Here is a 21906-nt window from a genome sequence, read left to right as displayed (position 1 = left end):
GATTTCTAGCGGTTTTCGCCCTACGCCTCTGTGGATGTCCGATGTCTGACAGCGGATTGGTCTGGTCCGCGGCCCCTATCGTTTAGGACACACCACTGAACCCGAGGAAGGGAACCGCAATGGGCGATCTGGCGCGACTGCCGCTGCTTGAGAAGGCACCTACTACGCATGCACGCCTTCTGGCCTGGGTTGAGGAAGTTGCCGAGCTGACTCAGCCGGACCGCATCCACTGGGTTGATGGCAGCGAAGCAGAAAACAAGAAGCTCACCGACGAACTGGTCGAGGCCGGCACGCTGAAGCGTCTGAACCCGGAAACGTTCCCGAATTCCTTCGCGGCGTTCTCCGACCCCGCTGACGTTGCCCGTGTGGAAGAGCAAACCTTCATCTGCTCCGAGAACGAGCGCGATGCAGGCTTCACCAACAACTGGATGGCCCCGGCCGAAATGAAGCAGAAGCTGCGCGGACTGTTCGCCGGCTCCATGCGCGGCCGCACCATGTACGTCATTCCGTTCGTCATGGGCCACCTGGATGCCGAGGACCCGAAGTTTGGCGTCGAGATCACCGACTCCGCCTACGTTGTTGCCTCCATGCGCATCATGGCCCGAATCGGTACGGACGTCCTGGATCGCATCACGCAGACCGACGCTTTCTTCGTACCTGCCCTCCACTCACTGGGCGCCCCGCTGGAAGCCGGCCAGGAAGACGTTGCATGGCCGTGCAACACCGACAAGTGGATTGTGCACTTCCCGGAAGAGCGCTCCATCTGGTCCTTCGGATCGGGCTACGGCGGAAACGCCCTGCTGGGTAAGAAGTGCTACGCGCTGCGCATCGCCTCGGTGATGGCCCGCGACGAAGGCTGGCTGGCCGAGCACATGCTCATCCTCAAGCTGACCTCCCCGGAGCAGAAGACCTACTACATCTCCGCTGCCTTCCCGTCCGCTTGTGGCAAGACCAACCTCGCGTTGCTCGACCCCACCATCAAGGGCTGGAAGGTTGAGACCCTGGGTGACGACATCACCTGGATGCGCTTCGGCAAGGAAGGTGAGCTCCGCGCCGTCAACCCCGAGGCCGGCCTGTTCGGCGTCGCTCCCGGCACTGGCTGGGGCACCAACCCCAACGCCATGCGTGCCATCGCCAAGGGCAACAGCATCTTCACCAACGTGGCCCTGACTGACGACGGTGGCGTCTGGTGGGAAGGTATGACCGAGGAAACTCCGGCACACCTGACCGACTGGCGCGGTGAGTCCTGGACTCCGGACTCGGACAAGCCTGCCGCCCACCCGAACTCCCGATTCTGCACGCCGATTGACCAGATCGACATGCTGGCCGAAGAGTACTTCAGCCCCGAAGGCGTGGAGCTGTCCGCGATCCTGTTCGGCGGCCGCCGCAAGACCACCATTCCGCTAGTCACCGAGGCCCGCAACTGGTCCAACGGCATTTTCATGGGATCCACCCTGTCCTCCGAAACCACGGCTGCTGCCGCGGGTGCCGTTGGTGTGGTCCGCCGCGACCCCATGGCCATGCTGCCGTTCATCGGCTACGACGCAGGTGACTACCTGAACCACTGGGTGAACCTGTCTGCCAAGGCTAACCCGGAGCGGCTGCCCAAGATCTTCCTGGTCAACTGGTTCCGTCGCACGGCTGAAGGCGGCTTCGCCTGGCCTGGCTTCGGAGACAACGCCCGTGTGCTCAAGTGGGCCATCGAGCGCCTCGAAGGTAAGGCCGACGCCGTGGAGACCCCTATCGGCTTCGTGCCGACCGGCGAATCCATCGATCTCGAGGGCCTGGACATGACCCCGGCTGAGGTCGAGTCTGCTGTTCGCGTCGACCCCGAAGAGTGGGCAACCGAGCTGGCGTCCATCGAGGAATGGTTCGCTAACTTCGGCGAATCCCTCCCGGCGGCACTCCAGTCCGAGCTGGACGGTCTCAAGACCCGTCTGGGCTAGACCTCTTAGGAACAACGGCGTTCTTAAGTGAACGACGACGGCCCGTCACCTTTCGTATGAAAGGTGGCGGGCCGCCGTCGTGCTGTCAGCCAAAGTCGTGCTGTCAGCTAAAGCCGTGCTGGAGCTTAGGCCGTGTGGCTTAGCTGGCGAGCCAAACGTCCGGACCAAACACTTCGTAATGAATGCGTGTGGCCGGAATCCCGGCGTCGATCGCTTCGTCGCGGATCTTCTTCATGAAGGGGAGCGGTCCGCAAAGATAAAGCGAAGCATCGGCGGGCATGTCCACTTCGCGCAGTGACATGAAACCCTGGGCGGCCGAGGCGTGCGGTGTTTCGAGCCAGAGTTTCAGATCAGCGTTGATGGTGGCGGCGTCAGCCTTCATCTGGCCGCTGAGTGCCCAGTTCTCCATAGTTTTCTCAGCATGAAGGACCAGGACCTGCCGGTCGGTGCCTGTTTGCGCGAGAGCCCGCAGGATTGACGCCGTGGGGGTGCAGCCAATGCCCGCCGACGCCAGAATGACCGGGCTATCTCCTTCTTTGAGGGTGATTTCGCCGTATGGGTTGGAGATCTCAAGGACGTCGCCAGGTTCGACGCCGGTGTGCAGGGCGGTGGATACCTCACCGCCGTCGTTCAGCTTGGTGGTGAAGACCCTGCGGGTGCCTGTGTCACCGGACAGTGAATATTGGCGCACTTGGCGGAGGCCGTCGGGAAGTTGGACCTTGACGCTGACGTACTGACCAGGTTTTGCCGCCGTCGCCGGAGTTTGGTCGGCCGGTTCCAGGGTGAACGTCATGGCATCCGTGCCCGCAGGCTCCTTGCTGGTCACGCGCCAGGGCATCCACATTTTGTCATTTGCCTGAGCGGCGTAGAGATCCTTTTCAAGCTTGATCAGGGCATCTGCCATGAGCCAGTAGACCTCTGTCCATGCTTCCGCAATTTCCGGAGTGATGACCTCGGACAAGTCCGCGGCGATGGCTGCGAAGAGGTGCTCGTAGACCACTCCGTACTGATCCTCCGTGATCCCCAAGGACGCGTGCTTGTGGGCAATCCGGGAAAGTACCTTTTCGGGGAGTGTGTCCGGGTTATTGATGAGGTGGGTCGCGAAGGCCGCGATGCTTCCGGCGAGTGCCCGCTGCTGATCTCCTGAGCGCTGGTTGGATCGGCTGAAGAGTCCATCGAGCAATTGGGGGTGTGATGCAAAGAGCCGATTGTAGAAATCGACGGTGATCGTGCCAATCCGTGAGCCTACCAAGGGCAAAGTAGCTTCGATGATGGGGCGGGACTTTTCCGAGAGCATGGTTCTCCTGGTGTAGGGGCCGGTAACCCGAGGGTATATAAGCATTTGGAATGCGTATATTTATATCTCAAGTTCTACACTGCGTAGAAGAGTTGTGCAAACTGGATTCTTACCGCTCGGGCAGGCCGAAGCGGGACCTACGGGAAAGGGGCTTACGAGCCCCGTTACCAGCTACGGTTGCGTCGCCGGTGTCCTGAACTCCGGGCGCAATCCGATGGACTGGAACACCGGGATCATCTGGCGGGCATGGGGGAGGGAAGCAATGACCACGGAATCCAGCTCCGTATAGAACGCTTCCCTGGCCCGGTTCATCGCATGCCGCAGGCCGCACTCATTGATAAGCGGGCAATTCTTGGTGGGGGATTGGCACTCCGCCGGATCCTGCCGGCTGTCCAAATGCCGAAGGACTTCGCCGACTGTGGCCCTCCGCCCTGATTCATTGAGCCGGGAGCCGCCCAACCGTCCCCGTTCAACGTCGATATAACCCAGTGCACGCAAGCGAACCATAGCCTTGCTGACATGGTTGTACGGCGTTCCCACGGCATCGGCCACCGCTTGGGTGGTCAGCAGTGTGCCCTCAGGGGCCGCGGCCAACACCATGATGGCGCGAAGGCTGACATCTGCGAAGGCGTTGATTTTCATGGGATCAGCTCACGGGTAAGGTCTAGTCCACCCAAATGGATGGTTCGTGGGTATCTGGCTCCATGGCGCTAAAAGCAAAACCGTCCACTGTGGGAACGTACGGAATTATTGCCGCGCGGACTTCCCCGTCCCTGTGCTCGGCTGCACCATGAATGCCATCAGATCCATGATCCGGCAGGTTGACGTCACTCACAACAGCCACGGCCTTGAATTCGTCACGGCCCTGGCGCAGCAATCCCTGGATGTCGGCCAACATCTGACCGGCATCCACGTCGCCGTTTTCGTCCGGCTCACCGGGGGCGATCATCACTAGCCGTAGCTCGTCATCATTCGACAGCGTGACGCCGAACGGAAAGAAACCACCGTTCTGCTGGATGTGCTCCTGTGCTGTGCCTAATGCTGTGCCCAGCGTCTCGCGGAGTTCGCGGTCCTGGACCGACTCGTCGTCGCCGGCTGCGCTGGTGGGCTGTTCGCTCATGCTGGTGCCTAAGCCCGGACCAGAGCCAGGACGCGGTCGCGGATCTTTTCCATGGTTGCCTGATCCTTGGCTTCTGCATTCAGGCGCAGGAAGGGCTCCGTGTTGGACGGGCGGAGGTTGAACCACCAGCTGCCGTCCTTGGCTGTGAACGTGCTGCCGTCCATGTGGTCGATGTCGATGTCTTCGGTTTGGAAGTCGATGCGAACACGTTCGACTGCGCCGGCCTTGTCCTCGATCTCGGAGTTGATCTCACCGGAAGAGACGTAGGGCTCGTACTGGCGGCCGAGCTCCGAGAGCGGACCGTCTTGCTCACCCAAGGCGGCGAGGACGTGCATGGCGGCAAGCATGCCGGTGTCAGCGTTCCAGAAATCCCGGAAGTAGAAGTGTGCGGAGTGCTCCCCGCCGAACACGGCGCCTTCCTCGGCCATGACAGCCTTGATGAAGGAGTGTCCAACGCGGGTCCGCACGGCACGGCCTCCATCCTTGGCCACGAGCTCGGGCACGGCTTTGGAGGTGAGGAGGTTGTGGATGATCACCGGAGTCTCTTCGCCCGCAGCCTGTGCGCGGGCGATCTCACGGCGTGCCACCATGCCGGTGATCGCAGACGGAGAAACGGGCTCGCCCTTCTCGTCAATGACAAAGCAGCGGTCCGCGTCGCCGTCGAACGCGAGGCCGATATCCGCTCCGTGCTTGACGACAGCGGCCTGCAGGTCGCGCAGGTTTTCCGGCTCCAAGGGGTTGGCCGGGTGGTTCGGGAACGAGCCATCGAGTTCAAAGTACAGGGGAACGATTTCGAAGGGCAGCGCCGGGAGGAGTTTGTCGCCGAGTACTGCCGGGGTGGTGAGGCCGGCCATGCCGTTGCCAGCATCCACCACGATCTTCAAGGGACGGGATCCGGAAAGGTCAACGAGCTTCCGCAGGTACTCGGAGTAGTCCTTAAGGACGTCGTGGACGCCGATCTCGCCGCGGGTGGCTGCCGCCGGGATAATGCCGGTATTCAGGTACTGCTCAGCAAGGGTCTGAATTTCCTTGAGCCCGCTCTCTGAAGAGATGGGCTGGGCGCCGGCCTTGGACATCTTGATCCCGTTGTACGCGGCGGGGTTGTGACTGGCGGTAAACGTTGCACCGGCAGCGTTCAAGGCCCCGCAAGCGTAGTAGAGCTCGTCGGTTGAGATGAGGTCCAGCAACTGAACGTTCGCGCCACGAGTGGCGGCACCATTGGCAAAGGCTTGGCTGAACTCAGGGGAGGAGGGGCGCATGTCGCCGCCAACCAGTACCGTTTCACCTTCCAAGCCCAGGACGTCGATAAAGGCAGCGCCGACGGCCTCGACGATTTCAGCCGTGATGGTTTCCCCCACGATGCCCCGGACGTCGTACGCCTTGAAGGAAGCCGAGAGGTCGAATGTCTTGTTCTGCTCGCTAGTCACGGGCTCAATCCTACTGTGGCAACGCAGTTCGGGTTGAACCTGCACACGGGACCTGTGGATAGTGTTTGTCCACATAGCAGGGCAACCGGGTTCTGGCTGTCAGGGTCGGCTGGAATACTGGGTCGATGGCCAACAACTCTCCAATCGCTGCCGTTTCCGTGCAATCCCCTACTCATCAGCAGGCGCTGGCGTGCCTTCGTGAGCTGGTGGACCACCCCGAAGCGCAGTTCCATGACGGTCAGTATGAAGCCATCGAGGCCTTGGTGGACGCTGGCCGCCGGACTCTGGTGGTTCAGCGCACCGGTTGGGGTAAGTCAGCCGTTTACTTCGTGGCGTCATTGCTGCTGCGTCGGCGCGGTGCAGGACCAACGCTCATTGTCTCGCCCTTGCTTGCCCTGATGCGCGACCAAGTGGCCGCAGCAGCCCGGGCCGGGGTGCGGGCCGTCGCCATCAACTCCGCGAACGCCCTGGAATGGGATACGGTGCTGGCCCAGCTGGCCGCGGACGAGGTAGATGTCCTACTCGTCTCCCCGGAACGGCTCACCAACCCTTCCTTCAGGGAGAACCAGCTACCGGAGCTCATCCGTCGGACCGGCCTCCTGGTGATTGACGAGGCTCACTGCATTTCGGACTGGGGACACGACTTCCGCCCTGATTACCGGCGCATTGCAGACCTCATTGCCCAATTGCCGGACTCTGTTCCAGTCCTGGCCACCACGGCCACCGCCAATTCCAGGGTGGTTCATGACATAGAGGAACAGTTGGGAGCGGGGGTGCTTACCATCCGTGGCGCGCTGGGCCGCGAATCACTGCGACTCGGTGTCCTGACGCTGCCCGACTCCCGGGACCGTCTCGGATGGCTCCTGACACATCTTGCTGACATGCCCGGAAGCGGCATTATCTACACGCTCACTGTCTCGGCAGCAGAGGACACTGCGCGGCTCCTTGCCGAGGCCGGACACAACGTCCTGTCCTATACGGGACGAACGGACCCCTCAGACCGGGAGCGCGCCGAGCAACTGCTCAAGGACAACAAAGTGAAAGCCCTCGTGGCCACTTCAGCACTGGGCATGGGCTTCGACAAACCTGATCTGGGTTTCGTGATCCACCTGGGTGCTCCGTCTTCTCCGGTTGCCTATTACCAACAGGTGGGCCGCGCAGGCCGTGGCGCAGCCAACGCGGATGTCCTGCTACTGCCGGGGTCCGAAGACCGCGAAATCTGGCAGTATTTCGCTACAGCGTCCATGCCGTCGGCCGAGAAAGCCGGCGCCGTGCTGAGCGTACTGGGGGAGGCCGGGTCCGCCCTTTCCACGGTCGCCCTGGAAGCCCGTGTAGACCTCCGCCGAACACCATTGGAGTTGCTCCTCAAAGTCCTGGCGGTTGATGGCGCCGTGGAACGTGTTGGGGGTGGTTGGCGATCCACCGGCATGCCGTGGAACTACGACGCCGAGCGCTATGCGCGTATCGCCGAGGCCCGGGTGGACGAGCAGGATTCCATGGTGATCTACCAGGACACAGCCGGCTGCCGCATGGAGTTCATCACCTCCGTCCTGGATGACGAAACAGCTGCCGCTTGCGGCCGCTGCGACAACTGCGCCGGGCGTTGGTTCCCCGTGGATGTGGCGGATTCGGCGGCCGATGCAGCAGGTCAAACTCTTCGGCGCGCGGGCATAGCCGTTGAGCCGCGCCTTCAATGGCCCAGCGGAATGGACCGGCTGGGCGTGGCGGTCAAGGGAAAGATCAAGCCGGATGAGAGCGTCTCCGAGGGGCGGATTCTTGCCAGGCTTACCGACCTTGGTTGGGGCGGTGCGTTGAGGGAGTTGTTCGCCGCTGGGGCTCCGGACCGCGCCGTGGATCCTGCCATGCTGCAGGCCTGCGTCCACGTCCTGCGCGAGTGGTCGGGCGCCGAAGGCGGAACTCCGTGGAGCGGCGTCGGGCGGCCCGCGGCAGTGGTCAGCATCCCGTCCAGGAGCAAGCCCCTGCTGGTTGAGTCCTTGGCACAGGGAATTGCCGGGATAGGACGGATGCCTTACCTGGGCCAGTTGCAGCCGCACCAGGGAGGCCCAACCGGTGCGCGTGGCGGCAACAGCGCCTACAGGTTGGCCGGTGTGTGGGACCGCCTCGTTGTGGGTCCCGAACTCGCCCAGGCGTTGGCTGGTACGGGAGGGCAGCCCGTGTTGCTGGTAGACGACATCGTTGACAGCCGCTGGACCATGACCGTATCGGCCCGTGCCTTGCGCCAAGCCGGCGTGAGCGCCGTGCTCCCGCTGGCTCTGGCTCAGGCGGGCTAGTACAGCTAGGGTTCGCCCCACCTGTAGAACTACGTCATGTTGTGATCGCTCCCACTCTGCGTCTATAGGATCGAGCAAACACGCCTGCTTCCCCGTCGCAGGTCACCAGCCAGATCTTGGACCGGAGCCATGAGCACAAAACCCAACACCGACGTCGGAGCGGCAAACGAAACCAGCTGGCGGCCGCGCCTGGCCCTGTTGGTTGCGGCAACGTTCTTCATGGAGTTCCTCGACGGCACCATCCTTACCACTGCTATCCCCAGCATCGCCTCGGACTTCAGGGTGGCGCCAGCGGACATCAACATCACCATGACCGCCTATTTAGTGACCGTGGCCATGGGCATCCCTTTGAGCAGTTGGCTTGCCGAGCGGTTCGGCGCCCGCAGGATCTTCTGTCTGGCGATATCGGTATTCACCGTTGCCTCCTTGCTCTGCGCCATCAGCTCGGACTTGACCATGCTGACTCTTAGCCGCGTTGCCCAGGGCATGGGCGGAGCCATGATGGTTCCCGTGGGAACTCTGGTGGTCCTGAGGGGCACCCCCAAATCGGAGCTCCTCCGCGCCACCGCATATCTGGTTTGGCCTGGCCTGCTGGCTCCGGTCCTGGCACCGATGGTGGGCGGCGCACTGACCACGTTCCTGTCATGGCACTGGATCTTCATCATCAATGTCCCTTTGGGCCTTGCCGCCTTCCTTGCAGCACTCAGGTTGGTGCCGCGAACAACGTTTGACGCCAAGCGCCGCCTCGACTGGTTCGGGCTTCTCCTCACCACACTTGGCGTGGGCGCCCTGGTGGTGGGGCTGGAGACCTTGGGAGGGCACGCGTCCAATGTGCTTGCTGTGGTGGTGGTCGCCGCTGGGGTGCTGTCCTTGGCGGGGGCAGTCTGGTGGATGAGGAAAGCCAGCGTTCCCTTGTTCAACCTCAGCGTCTTTGGCACCAGGACTTTCAGGGCTACCTCCACGGGTGGGTTTATCTACCGGCTGACCATCAGCTCGGTCCCGTTCTTGTTGCCCTTGATGTTCCAGGACGGATTTGGCTGGGACCCGCTGAAGGCAGGGGTGATGGTGGCGGCGGTTTTCGTGGGCAACATCGGGATCAAACCGGCCACCACGCCTCTGATCAGGCGCTTCGGGTTCAAACCAGTACTCGTTTTCGCATCCTTTGCCTCCGCGGTGACCTTCGCGTTGTGCGCCTTCCTGGATGCCCAAACACCCGAGCCGTTGATATTCACGCTGCTGCTGTTCAGCGGTGCGTTCCGTTCCATAGGCTTCTCCGCCTACGCTTCGGTGCAGTACGCGGACATCATCCCCGGTCAGTTGCCCTCAGCCAATGCCATCTCCGCAACGCTTGTTCAGTTGGCGGCGGCAGCAGGCATCGCGGTGGGCGCCCTGTTTCTGCGTCTGTTCGAAACCACGCAGGTGTTCGGGGCCGATCACGTGGCGGCCTACAAGGGGGCGTTCATTGCCATGGCGGTCCTGATGCTGATCAGCACAGTGGACAGCCTGACCCTCCATCGTCACGCCGGGGCCGAGGTCAGCGGCGGAGCAAAGCGCAATTAAACGCAAAAGGTCCCGGTTCGAAAACCGGGACCAATTCGCGGAGACGGGGGGATTTGAACCCCCGGTGGAGTTGTGCCCCACACTTCATTAGCAGTGAAGCCCATTCGGCCGCTCTGGCACGTCTCCCTTTGCTATTGCTAGCCCACCAAGGATACGCAGAACGAGCCGTTCAGCGCAAAACGTCCCGGCCAAGCCGTCCATTTCGATGGTTCCCTGCCAGACATGCCGTGCGCGCGGCACTCTCAGCAGGGAACCATCGAAGCGGGGGCCGGGGCCGAGGGCCGGCGCCGGGGGCCCGGGGTGTCAGTGGCTCCCAGCCAGCGAGCGCCACAGGAAGTGGTTGCTCCGGGCCTGAAGCGCTGCAGCCTGCCTGTTGTCGGAGGCTCCCGCGTGGCCGCCTTCCAGGGCTTCATGGAACCAGACGTTCGGGATGCCCATTGCCTGCATGCGCGCTGCCATTTTGCGGGCTTGGACAGGACCCACCCGGTCATCCGAGGTGGCAGTCCAGATGAAGGTTTCCGGGTATTCCACGCCGTCGTGAAGCAAGTGGTACGGCGAGAAGGTGCGGATGAACTCCCATTGCGCCGGGACATCCGGGTCGCCGTATTCGGCAATCCAGGAGTAACCGGCGGAGAGCTTGGTGTAGCGGCGCATGTCCAGGAGCGGCACTCCGCAGGACACGGCGCCGAACAATTCGGGGTACTGGGTCAGCATGTTGCCCACCAGGAGCCCGCCGTTGGAACCACCGACGCAACCGAGCCGGCGCCGGCTGGTGACGCCACGCGAGATGAGGTCCTTCGCTACGGCGGCGAAGTCCTCGTAGGCGCGGTGTCGGTTTTCCTGAAGGGCCGCGCGGTGCCAGGAGGGACCGTATTCGCCGCCTCCGCGGATGTTGGCAACCACGTAAACGCCGCCACGCGAGTGGGCGGCAGCTCCGTCGTCGGACGCTGCGCCCGAGGTCCGGCGCTCGAGCCAGGCCCGCCCGATGGTTCCGCTGTATGCGGGTGTCCGGGAAATCTCGAAGCCGCCATAGCCGGACAGTTGGGTGGGGTTCTGGCCGTCCAACACCAAGTCCTTGGACGCCACCTGGAAGTAGGGAACCTTGGTCCCGTCGGCGGACACGGCGAAGTGCTGCTGGACTTCGTAGTCGGATTCGTTGAAGAACGACGGCGACCGCTTCACCTCGGCGTGGCGGCTACCCACCCCGGAGTCCCCGGAAGTGGACGCAAGGAGCGTCCCCCGGGTCAACGTCGTCGGCGTGGTGAAGCCCGTGGCCACCAGCCAGAAGTCGTTGCCTTCAGCGCCGGTGTCTTCGTCGTCCACGGCGTAGGCATTGACGTCGTGAAGGGGAGGGCAGGCGTCCAGGACAGTGGATGCCCACACCCCATCGGAGTCAACAACAGACGGGTCAAGCACGCGGATCTCGGAGGAGACATCGCGCAGGAGGTTCAGCAGGAGGTAGTCCTTGGTCCAGCTCCAGGACTGCAGTGACGTGTGGGCATCCGGCGTGAACAGGACCAGCAGAGAACGGGTCCCTGCCAGATAGGAGTCGAAGTCGGCGGCCAGCAAGGAACCGGCAGGGTAGACAACGCCGGCAACCTCCCAGTCTTTTTGCGGGCGGAACAGCAGCCAGTCCCGGTGGGCGCTGATGTTCACGTCGGTGGGAACGTCGATTGCCACCCACGTGTCGCCGCGCAGCAGGGATGTGATGCGGTTGTAGAAGTCGATGTAGTCCACGGCGAAGGTCCGCTCGTAACCCGGGGTGGAGTCGTGGGCCACCATGGCCAGCATGTGGTCCTCGGGGATTTCGAAGAGGCGCTCAGCGTCGGCCAGGGACTGGCCGCGGCGGAGCTTCACACCGGTACGCGCATAGGACGACGATGTGGCGGGCAGGCCTTCGGCTGTGCTGGAGACCAGCAACGTGTCGGCGTCCAGCCAGCTGACGTTGCCTTTGGCTGTGGGCAGGTCAAAGCCACCCTCCACAAAGGTGCGGGATTCGACGTCGAATTCGCGGTGGCGGTCCGCGTCGCCGCCGTCGGGGGAGAGCGAAACCATGGCCAGGCGGTACTCGGAGCCGTCGTCCGGACGGAGGAAACTGGCCCCATGGAACACCCACTCGACGCCTTCAGCGGCGGCGAGGGCGTCGACGTCCAGCAGGACGTCCCACTCGGGTTCGTCGGAGAGATAGCTTTCCCACGTGGTGCGGCGCCAGAGGCCCTTGGGGTGTTCCTGGTCTTTCCAGAAGTTGTAGTAGAAATCGCCGCGTTTGGAGACCATTGCGATGCGATCGGTGGAGTCGAGGACCTCCAGGATGCCGGCCTCAACGGCCTCGTATTCGGCGTCCTCCAGCAATTCCTCGGTGCGGGCATTCTGCTCGCGGACCCACGCCAGTTGCTCTTCGCCGTGGATGTCCTCAAGCCAGACGTTTTCGTCCGTTGGCTCAGGTGCAACGTCCGCGGCATGCCGCGGGCTGCGGGCCTGCGCGGTCTCGTTGTTGGGAAGTGGCGATTGATCAGCTTCTGTGGTGGTCATCGCCCCATCCAAGCAACACTCTTCGACGGTAAGCAAGTCACGCAGAAGTTAGGCTTGAGCGTGGCTAAATCGCAGACCAAACGTGTTGCCCTCATCGGGGCTGGCCCTCGGGGCACCAGTGTCCTTGAGAGGTTGCTCGCGAATTGGGCCGCGGACACACAGCCAGGGGCCACCCTTCGTATCGAAGTTGTGGACCCTTACCCGGCCGGTTCGGGTCACGTGTGGCAGCCGGAGCAGTCCCGGCTGTACCTGATGAACACGCAGTCTTTCTATCCCACGCTCATCCCCGAGGACTCTGAGCTCCCACCGCCGCTCGCGGGTGGTTCGTTTGATCAGTGGCGGGAGGCCCGTCGTCGTGATGGCGTGGGACTGAACGACGCCGAGAAGGCGGAGCTGGCCACTCTCGAATCGCACGACTTTCCCAGCCGGGCACTGTACGGACGGTACCTTCGCCAAACGTTGGCGGGCTTGCTGGAACGGCTGCCCGACGGCGTCGAGGTCACCTTCCACCAGACGCTCGCCGTTGCGGCGCGCCCGGTGGCGGACGGGTTCGACGTCGAACTCGCCAACGGCGGCACACTCACCGTCGGTTCCGTGGTCCTCGCGCTGGGCCACATCGAGTCCCGGCTAAGTCCTGAGCAGCGCTCTTTCAAGAGTGCCGCGGACGAGCAGGGCCTGCTGTACTTCCCGCCTGCTCCACCGGCTGACGTTGATTGGCAGGCTGTGCCGGACAATGAACCTGTGCTGGTCCGGGGCATGGGCTTGAACTTCTTTGACGTCATGGGGCAATTGACTGAGGGTCGTGGCGGCAAGTTCATTGAGGCCAGCTCACCCGGCGCCGGTGTGCTCGAATACCGGCCCTCGGGCCGGGAGCCAAGGATCATTGCGGCATCCCGCAGGGGCACCCCGTACCGGGCCAAGGCGGGCTTGGCGGGCTACTACCCCAGCAGCATCACCATGCGCTACCTGACAGAAGACGCCGTGGACCGGTTCCGCGCGGCCGGCATCCAGCCCGGGTTTGATCATGACCTCTGGCCGTTGCTTCACCGCGATGCGCTGTGGGCCTACTACTCAACGCTTGCCCGGTCCCAGCCCGCCGCGATCAAGGATCCCGCGCAGTTCCTCGCCGATCTTGAGGATGCGCTCCAACCGCATGCGCACACCACTGCGAACTGGGAAATTGAGGTGGGGAACCTCGTTGAAAAACACGTTGCCACGTCCCGCCGGCTGAATTTGAGAGGGCTCGCAGCACCGCTCGCGGGCCGGACTTTCGCTTCCCGGAGCGAGCTGGACGCCGCTATCACCGCCTACCTTGATGATGATGCCCGCCGCTCGGCGCTGGGCGAGGCGGACCCCGTCAAGATGGCCATCGGGGCTCTCCACACCGGCCGGGCCATCCTCAAATCCGTGGTGGCGGATGGCGGGATCACCGATGAATCCTGGCTGGCGGGTTTGCGGGGCTGGTTCGAGTCATTCGTTGAAGGTCTGGCCAGCGGAGCGCCTGCGCTGCGTTCGGAGCAGTTGGCCGCTTTGGCGCGTGCCGGCGTCGTAAGTTTTGTTGGCCCGGACCCGAAGTTCAGTGTGGACCGCGGGGCCAGGGTGTTCCGGGCGGTGTCCCCGTGGGTTCATGACTCTCCGGTGGAGGCGCGGACACTTGTGGAGGCGATGTCGCCGGCCAACAGGGTGGGCATCAACCTCTCGCCGCTGCTGGAGCAACTTATGGCAGATGGTTTGGTGCGCACCAAGATCATGATGAGTGTTGAGGGAACGCCCATGCAGACCACTGGGCTTGATGTGGAACCGCACCCCTACAGACCCTTGGCAGCCAACGGATCCGTCACGGAGGACTTGTATGTCCTGGGCCTCCAACTGTCAGCTTCACAGTGGGGTACGGCCATTGCCGCGGAAGCGAGGCCGCGCACCGGCCCGGCCTACGCGAGCGGACAACGGACCCTTCGCGATGCGGACGAGATTGCCCGGAGCATTCTGGGCCGCTAACGACCCGGGGCGCCCCAACGTTCAAACAGCAGCAGGGCCTCTCACCAACAACGCGGTGAGAGGCCCTGCTTTTCATGGTCACGCTAAGGAGCGGATCAGCCCCTCAGGCACCGTTGATACTCCAGCCATGCAAACGCGTACCTGAGCCATCCCGCAATGTCGTACCACTTTGACGGCTTGGTAGGCGCGGTGCACTGCGGCGGATTCGGGCCGCTCCCTGCCACCTGTACCAGCGCCTTCACTACGGTTCCGCTTTCGACGGCGGTGAGCACCAAGGTTCCGGTGCCTGCAGCTGCCGCTGCGGGAACCTTGAGGTCCACAGTGGCGCTTCCCGCGGTCACGGGGACCGAGCCGAGCGCTATCGCTGCACCCTTGGAATCTACGAACACAGCGTTCAGCGTTGCGTTGGCCGGGCTGCCGATGGAGGTGAGGTTCAGCTTGGAGACCGCCAGAGCCATGGAGTCTCCGGCCTTCACCTCAGGCGCCGTGGAGTTGGCCACCGCAACAGAGCGGCGTGCGAAGTCCGGGGACACGGGCTTGTGTGCCTGCAGGTACTTGATCCACGCATCGCGGTCCACCAGGCCAGTGTCCTTGGTGTTGCTGCCTTCCTTGAAAATCCGGAAGTTGTCACCTCCGGTAGCCAGGAAGCTGAAGGTCCCGATCCTGTACTGCTTGGCAGGATCAATCACGGCTCCGTTCACCCAGATGCCGGTGATACGGTCCCCGGCGGGGCGAGCGGCGTCGTAGGTGTAATTAACGTTCTTGGACACACCCAGCTGCTGGTAGGGACGGCTGGGGATGGTGCCGTCGGCGTTGGTCTGCCACTGCTGCTCCAGGAGCGTCTTGAACTGCGCGCCGGTTAGGGACGTGGTCCAAAGGTTGTTCACGAACGGCAGGACGGCGTTGGCTTCGGCGTAGGTGATGGTGCCATCGGGCGCGTAGTACAGCTCATTACGCAGGCCGCCGGGGTTTACGACGCCGATCTCCGCCGCACCCAGTTCAGGCGCCTTGAGCGTGTCCACCAGTGAGTCCGCTACCAGGTTGCCCAGCGTGGACTCACTCGCGCGATCGTCCCGCTTAGGGGCGCCGCCCGCCGGATCCGGGGTGAAGGCGGTGGTGATATCAGCGGTTACTGAGCCTACGGGCTGGTTGCCAATGACGGCAGCCTCCGCGAGGGCCTTGTCCACGATGGTCTTCACAGCGGCCACCCGCGGGTAGGCAGCAACGAGGCTGTCCGCGGTATCGGTTGTCCGGTCCACGACTGCGGCCTTGTAAGCGGTCACTGTTTTGCTTGCTGTGTCCACCGTTAGGGTCACGGTTCCCACGTTTTCACCGTAGTTGCCGGTCTGCACGATCGGGCGGGTCTTGCCGGTGGGCTGACCGCTGGCGTTCAGGATCGGAGCGTCCCAGGCATACTCCTTGTGGGTGTGTCCCGTGAAAATCGCGGCGACGTCAGGAGTGGTTTCGTTGACCAGTTTGGCGAACGGCCCGCCGGCTGCAACTTCCTGTTCCAACGTGGCACCTTCGGGCGTTCCGGAGGCCGCGCCGTCGTGGTTTTCCACGATGATGAGGTCTGCCAGGTTGTCGGCCTTGATCTTCGCGGCCACCCGGTTGATGGCTTCCACAGGATCGCCGAACTCCAGATCCGCAATTCCGGCCGGCGTCACCAGGGAAGGAACTTCCTGCGTCACAGTACCGATCACTGCCACCCGCATGCCGTTCATGTCCAGCACCTTGTACTCCGGCAGGACCGGTGTGGTGGTGCCCTTCTGATAGACGTTCGCACCCAAGTAGGCGAACTTCGCGTTGGTACCTCCAGCGACGACGCGGTCGCGCAGGTCCGCCCAACCGCCGTCGAACTCGTGGTTGCCCACAGCGGAAGCCTGCAATTCGAGCGCGTTCAAGACGTCGATGGTGGGCTGGTCCTTCGCTACTGCGGAAGCGAAGAGGGAAGCACCGATGTTGTCGCCGGCGGAAATGAAGGCCGTAGCGCCGGGAGCTGCTGCCGCACGGAGCTTCTCGACTGTTCCGGCGAAGAGGACTGTGTTGGAGTCGATCCGGCCGTGGAAGTCGTTGATACCCAGGAACTGCAGGTCAACAGTTGCCGGTTCGTCGGCAGTCAGGTTCAGGCCCACCACCACGGGGTCGTGGTCGCTGGCCCGGAACTCGTCACCGGCATAGTAGTTGGTCACATTGTTGTTATACCTGCTGTACTCCAGCGCGACGGACTCCACGGAGTTGATATTCCAGATGTCAGTTCCGGTGACCACTTTGTGGGCGGCCGGGGAGGCGAGGATATGGTCCAGGGAGCCGACCATGCCACCGAACAAGTAGGAGTGCTTGCCGGTGCCGGCTTCCAGGTCCGTGTAGCCGGCGCCCGTCAGGACGTTGATGGGATCTTCTTTGGAGTAGGCGTTGAAGTCACCAATGAGGAAGACCTTGTCTGTGCCTTTCGAGGCCTGAAGGTCGTTGGAGAAGGCCAGCAGGGATTCGGCCTGCTTGGTACGGGCGATGTTCGAGGCGCCCTGGCCCTTGTCAGTGTCATCCGGGGTCGCTGCCGAGCCCTTGGACTTGAAGTGGTTCACGATCGCGATGAACTTCTTGTCATCGTCTCCGCCAACTGGCTTGAAGACTTGCGCGAGGGGCTTGCGGGCACTTGCGAAAGCCACGGTGTCATTGTGGATGATGGACTCACCCACGGGCTCGGCCACGGCTTTCTTGTAGATGAATGCTGTACGGATCATGTCCTCGTCGCTCAGCGGGGGAGCGTTGGCGGGAGTGCGCACGTAGTCCCAAACACCGGGTGTCTTGACGTTGAGGGCATCCACCAGCTTGGACAAGGCGTCGTCGCGGTTCTTGCCGAACTGTGCCGAGTTCTCGATTTCCTCGAGGGATACGACGTCGGCGCCGGACTTGGTGATGGCTGTGACGATCTTGCTCTGCTGGCGCTCAAAGTTCTCCGCGTTGGCAGCACCGCGGGCGTTGCAGCCCTCTTTGACCGTGATCGGGTTGCCGTCGCGATCGGTGTAGAAGACACAGCCTGCCAGCTGGTCACCGGTGGTGGGGAAGTAGTTCAGCACGTTGAAGGAGGCCAGTTTGAGGTTGCCACCTACGTCAGCGGGGCCTGTTGGCCTGCTGGCGGTGAAGCTCGCAGGCTGGACGGAGTCAGCGTTGGCCGCTGTCAGGGCGGTCAGTGGCTGGAACTTCCAGGAGTTGTTGCCGTAGCCCAGAATGACGTCGGTCCGGAACTTTGCGGGTGAGCCGACACGGACAGGGTCGGACGTGGTCAGGTACGGAAGTTGCTGGGCCTTGGTGGAGGCGTCCTTCAAGAAATTGGTGGACGCGCCGTCGTCGAGCTTGATACCGCGCAGGGCGTTGTCCGCCACCACGGCCGCGTGCTCGGCGGAGCCGTAGGCTGCCACAGCAGTGGGCTGCACCAGAGGGGATGTGCCGGCTGCGAGGCCGATCTCACCGTACTGGTTCAGCGAATAGTTGTCCGTGACCGTGAAGTCGCCCTGAGGAGCCAGGAGCATACCCTCCAGGCTTTCCCGCGCGGCCTCGTTGGCAGGCAACGTGAACGGCGTGGACTTGACCTCCGGTGCCGCCTCGGTGAGCTTCTTCAACCCCGCCGCCTCAACGGTCAGCTGGGTTTGGCTGGCGAATTCGCTGACCACACCGGTGAGTTGCACGTAGTCGCCCGGCTGGACCGCTGCCGCCGTCGACGGCGAATAGACGAACAAAGCGTCCGACGCCGTCCTGGCCGCCCCCGCGTTGTCCCCGCCGCTTCCGGCGGTTTGGACGTAGTAGCCGTTGAAACCGCCGGTTGCGTAGACGGCTGTGACCTTGCCGCTGGTTGTCACGGTGCTGCCCACAAACGGACTGGCCGGGCCGGTTCCCTGGATCTCGGCGATGGCCTTAAACCCGGGCTGGGGGTCTACGGGCGGTGTATCGCCGCCGTTGGAGGCGGTGGGAGTGATGGTGGCGCTGAGGCTGAAGTCCGCCGCGTTGGAGTCGGTGTCCACACCATTGGTGCGATTAAGGCTCTTGACGTCCGAGTTGCCGGCGGGTGCGGAGGCAACGGCGGTCTCAAACGTGTTGGAGGTGCCGTAGCCCAGAAGGTCGGCGATGGCTGCATTGCCCGTCACTGATCCTGCTGGAAGTGAAGAGATTGCAGTGGCCTGTTTGGCCAGGACCAGGGTTCCCGTGGTTCCGCTGGGGTTAAGCGTGCCGGTTGCCTGAACATCGGCAGCGGGTAGATCCGGCGCCGTTGATGTGCCGCTATTGGTGGCACCCTTGACCAGGAAGTACCCCTTGGCGGGAATGCTGCCCGTCAATGGGGTGACACCCGTGGGTGCTGCCGTAGCCGTGGCAGACCTGTACTGCAGGGACCATCCGGCCAGGCTGACCGGCGCGTCCGAGGAGTTGTACAGCTCCACGAACTTGTTCTTGAAGGCCGCGCCGTTGCTCCCGCCGCTGAGGTAGGCCTCGTTGATCACCACCGGGGAGGTACCGGCGGCGGCAGGTTCGTCCGCTGCCATGGCTGGGACGGCCGTCAGCGGGGCCGCGAGCAACCCCATTGACAGGACCGTTCCCGCCAAGGATTTCCTATGCATAAATTTCATCCGCTTGAACTTTCATCAGTGAGCTCTGTGGAGCTCCATGAATGGCGCCCACTGTCTTGTGACGTGGACGAGTGCCGGAAGTTACTCCCGGGTAATGCTGCCTCGGACCTAGCTGAACACGAACGGATGAATGGAGGGTTGACCCGGGGTCAACAATGAGGGACCGTGCAACGGCCCAATAGTCCGACGACTAGGCGGTTTGCCCCAAGTCCTGAATGACCTTGAAGACGGCTCCCGTGGGGTCCGACAGGGTGGCCAGTCGGCCGAAAGGTGTGTCCTCCGCGGGCTGCATGACGATGGCACCGAGAGCCGTGGCTTGCTCCACGCTGGCATTGGTGTCTTCCACCGCGAAATACACGCTCCACATGGAGGGGACCTGTTCGGGCAGGAAACCGGAGGCGTCCATGATGCCTGCCTTGGCGTCGTCACCGGCCCCCAGCGTTACGTAACGGAAATCCGGGGTGTCGCTCATGACTGACGTGTCCCAGCCGAAGACCTTCTGATAGAAGGTGACAGCGGACTCGTAGTCCCTGGCAAGAAGTTCGTGCCAGGCCGGAGCCCCGGCTTCTGCCGCGACCTCGTAGCCTTTCATCTCGCCGAACTGCCAGGCGCCGATGGCGGCGCCCGCGGCATCCCCATACATGGCCATGCTGCCCTGCTCAGGCACCTCCATGGGTTCCAGGAGCACCTGTCCGCCGTTGGCTGCCGCTGCCTCAGTGGTGGCTGCGATGTCATCGGTGCGCAGGTAAGTGGACCACACGTCCGGCATGGCACCCATGTCCGCCTGCTTCTCCATGATGCCTGCCACCATCTGGCCGTCCTTGAAAGCGGTGATGTAGCCACCGTACTTTTCCTGGTCTCCGGTCTCATAGGTCCAGCCGAAAAGTGCCGTGTAGAAGGCCTTGGCCTTCTCAGTATCGGACGTCATGAGGTCGATCCAGCAAGGGGAACCGGGAGTGATGTCAGGCTTGGGCATAGATGAAGCTCCTGTTGTTACGCCGTGGCGAATGCTGCGACTGATGTCTGCGATGTGAAGACAGGAAGAACACTATGCGGGGGCTCTGACAGTTTCAATGATCTTCCGGGTGTGGGATCTCAGATCGGCCACCCGGAGGCCGGATTCACGGGCTGCGCTAAGAGTCAGCGACGGCAACAGTGGCAGCTGCAGTCACCATTAGGCCGACCGCAGGTCCATACGCATTGAGTGGTTTCCTCTGCGCGCTGCCGATGAAGACAGCATATGGCGGGGCAAGGCACGGTTGACTAACAACGGCATTGCTCCCAGAACTTACGCAGTCCGCTTTTCCATCCAACGCGGTCCCAGCGGAGACCTCCCCCCTGCCCAGCTGGAACACACCGAGGCGCTAATTGGTGATTGACCTAGGCTCATTGATCTACTCGTTGACACGGACCAGCCGAGAAGCGTTAGTCGTAATGGTTCGGTCCCGATAAACACTGCGTTGTATCGCAGGATGGAGTTGAGGACGGCGAAATACTAGTTTGGGTAACCGGCGGCTACTTGTCGGGATTAGGACACCCGTGGTGGTCTGACGAGGTGCCCGCCGCTTGGCCAGATCCAGCAAATGTCAGAGTAAAGGGGCCGAGCGCCCTTGCCTGAACCCTTACTCACCGAAGGGCTGGTTCGAAGGACGTTCTTTGGAGGGTGTCGAACTGAGTCGTGAAGCCAGAGGCAACTACACACACCACGGCCGCCACCATCTTAGGGGACGCAATTGACCTTGAAGATTTCAGCCCGCCGGATCGAAAAGTACGATTTCAACCAGATCAGGTTTGTTTTGGCAGTCGCGAATAAATGATTTGGTGGCATCGTATAGGTAAGAAATTGAACTTCCGCGTGCCACTGCCGACGAGAAATCGACGATGTAGTCCATCATCGGTACAAGGGATTTTCCTGCCACCTTGAAACCGTCCAGCCCCAACAATCCGAAGCCCTGGCTTTGTGCTTTCTGAAGCACTTCGTCGAGAATGGAAAAGTCAATTAGCAGCGTCCGGCCAGAACGGACGGCGGTTGATGGAAATTCTGCCGCAATTCTCTCCTCAAATTGCTCTATTTTTCCCAAGGCGCCTTCCAGGTGGGCTTGAATTTGTCACTTACTTGGACAACTGTACCGTTGACGTCGTTCCTAACAACATAACTGCCGTCAGTGGCGTAATAGGCAGTTGCGGGATCGTCCCTCCTTGCATTGATTGCGGGATCCCACCGCGTGTCACGTGTAATGACCGTGCGTGTGGGCTGATTAATGGCGTTGGAAATTAAATCATTTGACCAACCTCGTCCAGACATCTGGCCCGCAGCTTTAGTTTCCAAAGTATAAGTCAACTCCGCTTTGGTGGCTGTCCCGCCTAGTCCGGCAAAGCCCAGCATAATGAGTGGCCTAGCCTTCTCCGCGAATGCCTGGTTGGCATGGTTAAGGTCCTGCACCCATTGGGGTTTGGTTTGGAGGTTGGCCTCGGCAAGTGCTTTGCCGCGGGCTTCGTTGATCGCGAGCTGCCGGGGGCTCGTCCCGACTTTCATGTCGCCGACACAGTCGAGGGCAGTGTGTCTTGCGCTGATCTGTGGGGCGCTGACGCGGGCAGGTGTAGAGAAGCTGACCTGTTGAATGAAGCGATTGAAGTAGGAGTTAGTGGTTGGTGGTGTGTAGGCGGGTCTGTGGATGGAGTAAGGGGGGAGGGGCGGAGCGGGGAAGAATGCCGGTGTGGTGGCTGGGATAGGCTCCCAGCTTTGCGACGCGGGCAGGTAATCGTAGGAGGTGCCCCCGATGACTCTCACGGGGTCGTAGCCGAGGTTGTCGATGAGGGTTGCGGGGTTGTTGGTGACGTAGGTGTACCTGTTGAGGGTTTGGGGTGCGCTGAGTAGGCCGCGCCATTTGTCTAGCCCCGCCCAGGTCCCGGTGGTGGGGTCGAGGGTGCGGGAGTGGAACTCGTGGGTTCCAAATGTGGGGTTGGTGGGTTGGCCGGTGTAGTTGAGGTCTGAGTCCCGGTGGATGGACACGGCGCTCCACGAATCGAGAGCGCAGTTCCACCTATTGAGAGCCGCATAAGGACGTATCGTGACGCCATAAGTCCAAGGAACCGATTGACCGTCGATTCAA

At 62.4% G+C, this 21906-nt stretch carries 13 protein-coding genes and 1 tRNA gene; 4 read left to right on the top strand and 10 right to left on the bottom strand.

Features of this window, described 5'->3' with window-relative positions:
* The first annotated feature begins 119 nt into the window (after positions 1-119).
* A complete protein-coding gene (locus HAV21_RS20085) occupies positions 120-1946 on the top strand; it encodes a phosphoenolpyruvate carboxykinase (GTP) (RefSeq protein WP_142936602.1) in 1827 nt (608 codons plus the stop codon).
* Between the two features lie 139 nt (positions 1947-2085).
* On the opposite strand, the gene HAV21_RS20080 is transcribed toward HAV21_RS20085, so the two are convergent.
* The 4 genes from HAV21_RS20080 to HAV21_RS20065 all read right to left on the bottom strand — a co-directional run bounded on the left by HAV21_RS20080 (position 2086) and on the right by HAV21_RS20065 (position 5790).
* On the bottom strand, positions 2086-3243 hold the full coding sequence (locus HAV21_RS20080) for a globin domain-containing protein (protein ID WP_166842888.1): 1158 nt from the start codon (positions 3241-3243) through the stop codon (positions 2086-2088).
* Positions 3244-3414: 171 nt separating this feature from the next.
* Positions 3415-3885: an Rrf2 family transcriptional regulator gene (locus HAV21_RS20075; RefSeq protein ID WP_142936600.1), complete on the bottom strand. Its 471-nt coding sequence runs from the start codon at positions 3883-3885 to the stop codon at positions 3415-3417.
* 22 nt (positions 3886-3907) lie between these two features.
* Positions 3908-4363 carry a hypothetical protein gene (locus HAV21_RS20070; protein WP_142936599.1) on the bottom strand — a complete coding sequence of 152 codons (456 nt, stop codon included), beginning with the start codon at positions 4361-4363 and terminating at the stop codon, positions 3908-3910.
* 8 nt (positions 4364-4371) lie between these two features.
* Positions 4372-5790, bottom strand: coding sequence for a phosphomannomutase/phosphoglucomutase (locus HAV21_RS20065; RefSeq protein ID WP_142936598.1), 1419 nt, complete (start codon positions 5788-5790; stop codon positions 4372-4374).
* 125 nt (positions 5791-5915) lie between these two features.
* On the opposite strand from HAV21_RS20065, the gene HAV21_RS20060 reads away from it, so the two are divergent.
* A complete protein-coding gene (locus HAV21_RS20060) occupies positions 5916-8081 on the top strand; it encodes a RecQ family ATP-dependent DNA helicase (protein ID WP_166842887.1) in 2166 nt (721 codons plus the stop codon).
* Positions 8082-8210: 129 nt separating this feature from the next.
* Entirely contained in the window at positions 8211-9641 is a 1431-nt protein-coding gene (locus tag HAV21_RS20055; protein ID WP_166842886.1) for an MFS transporter, read from the top strand.
* A gap of 38 nt (positions 9642-9679) precedes the next feature.
* On the opposite strand, the gene HAV21_RS20050 is transcribed toward HAV21_RS20055, so the two are convergent.
* Together HAV21_RS20050 and HAV21_RS20045 are read right to left on the bottom strand one after the other, a co-directional pair.
* A tRNA-Ser gene (locus tag HAV21_RS20050) sits at positions 9680-9767 on the bottom strand.
* A 177-nt stretch (positions 9768-9944) separates the two neighbouring features.
* Complete coding sequence (locus HAV21_RS20045; RefSeq protein WP_166842885.1) at positions 9945-12173, bottom strand: prolyl oligopeptidase family serine peptidase; 2229 nt, start codon at positions 12171-12173, stop codon at positions 9945-9947.
* A 60-nt stretch (positions 12174-12233) separates the two neighbouring features.
* On the opposite strand from HAV21_RS20045, the gene HAV21_RS20040 reads away from it, so the two are divergent.
* A complete protein-coding gene (locus HAV21_RS20040) occupies positions 12234-14171 on the top strand; it encodes an FAD/NAD(P)-binding protein (protein WP_166842884.1) in 1938 nt (645 codons plus the stop codon).
* A 95-nt stretch (positions 14172-14266) separates the two neighbouring features.
* On the opposite strand, the gene HAV21_RS20035 is transcribed toward HAV21_RS20040, so the two are convergent.
* From HAV21_RS20035 to HAV21_RS22610, 4 genes are all read right to left on the bottom strand, one after another.
* Positions 14267-18784, bottom strand: coding sequence for an ExeM/NucH family extracellular endonuclease (locus tag HAV21_RS20035; RefSeq protein WP_166842926.1), 4518 nt, complete (start codon positions 18782-18784; stop codon positions 14267-14269).
* Positions 18785-18983: 199 nt separating this feature from the next.
* Positions 18984-19769 (bottom strand): VOC family protein, encoded by a 786-nt coding sequence (locus HAV21_RS20030; protein ID WP_166842883.1) that lies wholly within the window; start codon positions 19767-19769, stop codon positions 18984-18986.
* A gap of 772 nt (positions 19770-20541) precedes the next feature.
* Positions 20542-20874, bottom strand: coding sequence for a hypothetical protein (locus HAV21_RS20025; RefSeq protein WP_166842882.1), 333 nt, complete (start codon positions 20872-20874; stop codon positions 20542-20544).
* Positions 20862-21806 (bottom strand): colicin E5-related ribonuclease, encoded by a 945-nt coding sequence (locus HAV21_RS22610; protein WP_166842881.1) that lies wholly within the window; start codon positions 21804-21806, stop codon positions 20862-20864. The genes HAV21_RS20025 and HAV21_RS22610 overlap by 13 nt, the downstream gene beginning before the upstream one ends.
* Positions 21807-21906: the final 100 nt, after the last annotated feature.

The sequence above is a fragment of the Paenarthrobacter sp. MSM-2-10-13 genome, assembly GCF_011605365.1.
In the GTDB taxonomy this organism is placed as follows: domain Bacteria; phylum Actinomycetota; class Actinomycetes; order Actinomycetales; family Micrococcaceae; genus Arthrobacter.
The sequence above is the reverse complement of the archived record's forward strand: the minus strand, read 5'-3'. Positions and strand labels throughout refer to the sequence as shown.

What these genes read in the sequence shown, in the direction of transcription:
- HAV21_RS20085 (WP_142936602.1), top strand. Translation starts at nt 120, where the DNA reads ATGGGCGATCTGGCGCGACTGCCGCTGCTTGAGAAGGCACCTACTACG.
- HAV21_RS20080 (WP_166842888.1), bottom strand. Translation starts at nt 3,243, where the DNA reads ATGCTCTCGGAAAAGTCCCGCCCCATCATCGAAGCTACTTTGCCCTTG.
- HAV21_RS20075 (WP_142936600.1), bottom strand. Translation starts at nt 3,885, where the DNA reads ATGAAAATCAACGCCTTCGCAGATGTCAGCCTTCGCGCCATCATGGTG.
- HAV21_RS20070 (WP_142936599.1), bottom strand. Translation starts at nt 4,363, where the DNA reads ATGAGCGAACAGCCCACCAGCGCAGCCGGCGACGACGAGTCGGTCCAG.
- HAV21_RS20060 (WP_166842887.1), top strand. Translation starts at nt 5,916, where the DNA reads ATGGCCAACAACTCTCCAATCGCTGCCGTTTCCGTGCAATCCCCTACT.
- HAV21_RS20055 (WP_166842886.1), top strand. Translation starts at nt 8,211, where the DNA reads ATGAGCACAAAACCCAACACCGACGTCGGAGCGGCAAACGAAACCAGC.
- HAV21_RS20045 (WP_166842885.1), bottom strand. Translation starts at nt 12,173, where the DNA reads ATGACCACCACAGAAGCTGATCAATCGCCACTTCCCAACAACGAGACC.
- HAV21_RS20035 (WP_166842926.1), bottom strand. Translation starts at nt 18,784, where the DNA reads ATGCATAGGAAATCCTTGGCGGGAACGGTCCTGTCAATGGGGTTGCTC.
- HAV21_RS20030 (WP_166842883.1), bottom strand. Translation starts at nt 19,769, where the DNA reads ATGCCCAAGCCTGACATCACTCCCGGTTCCCCTTGCTGGATCGACCTC.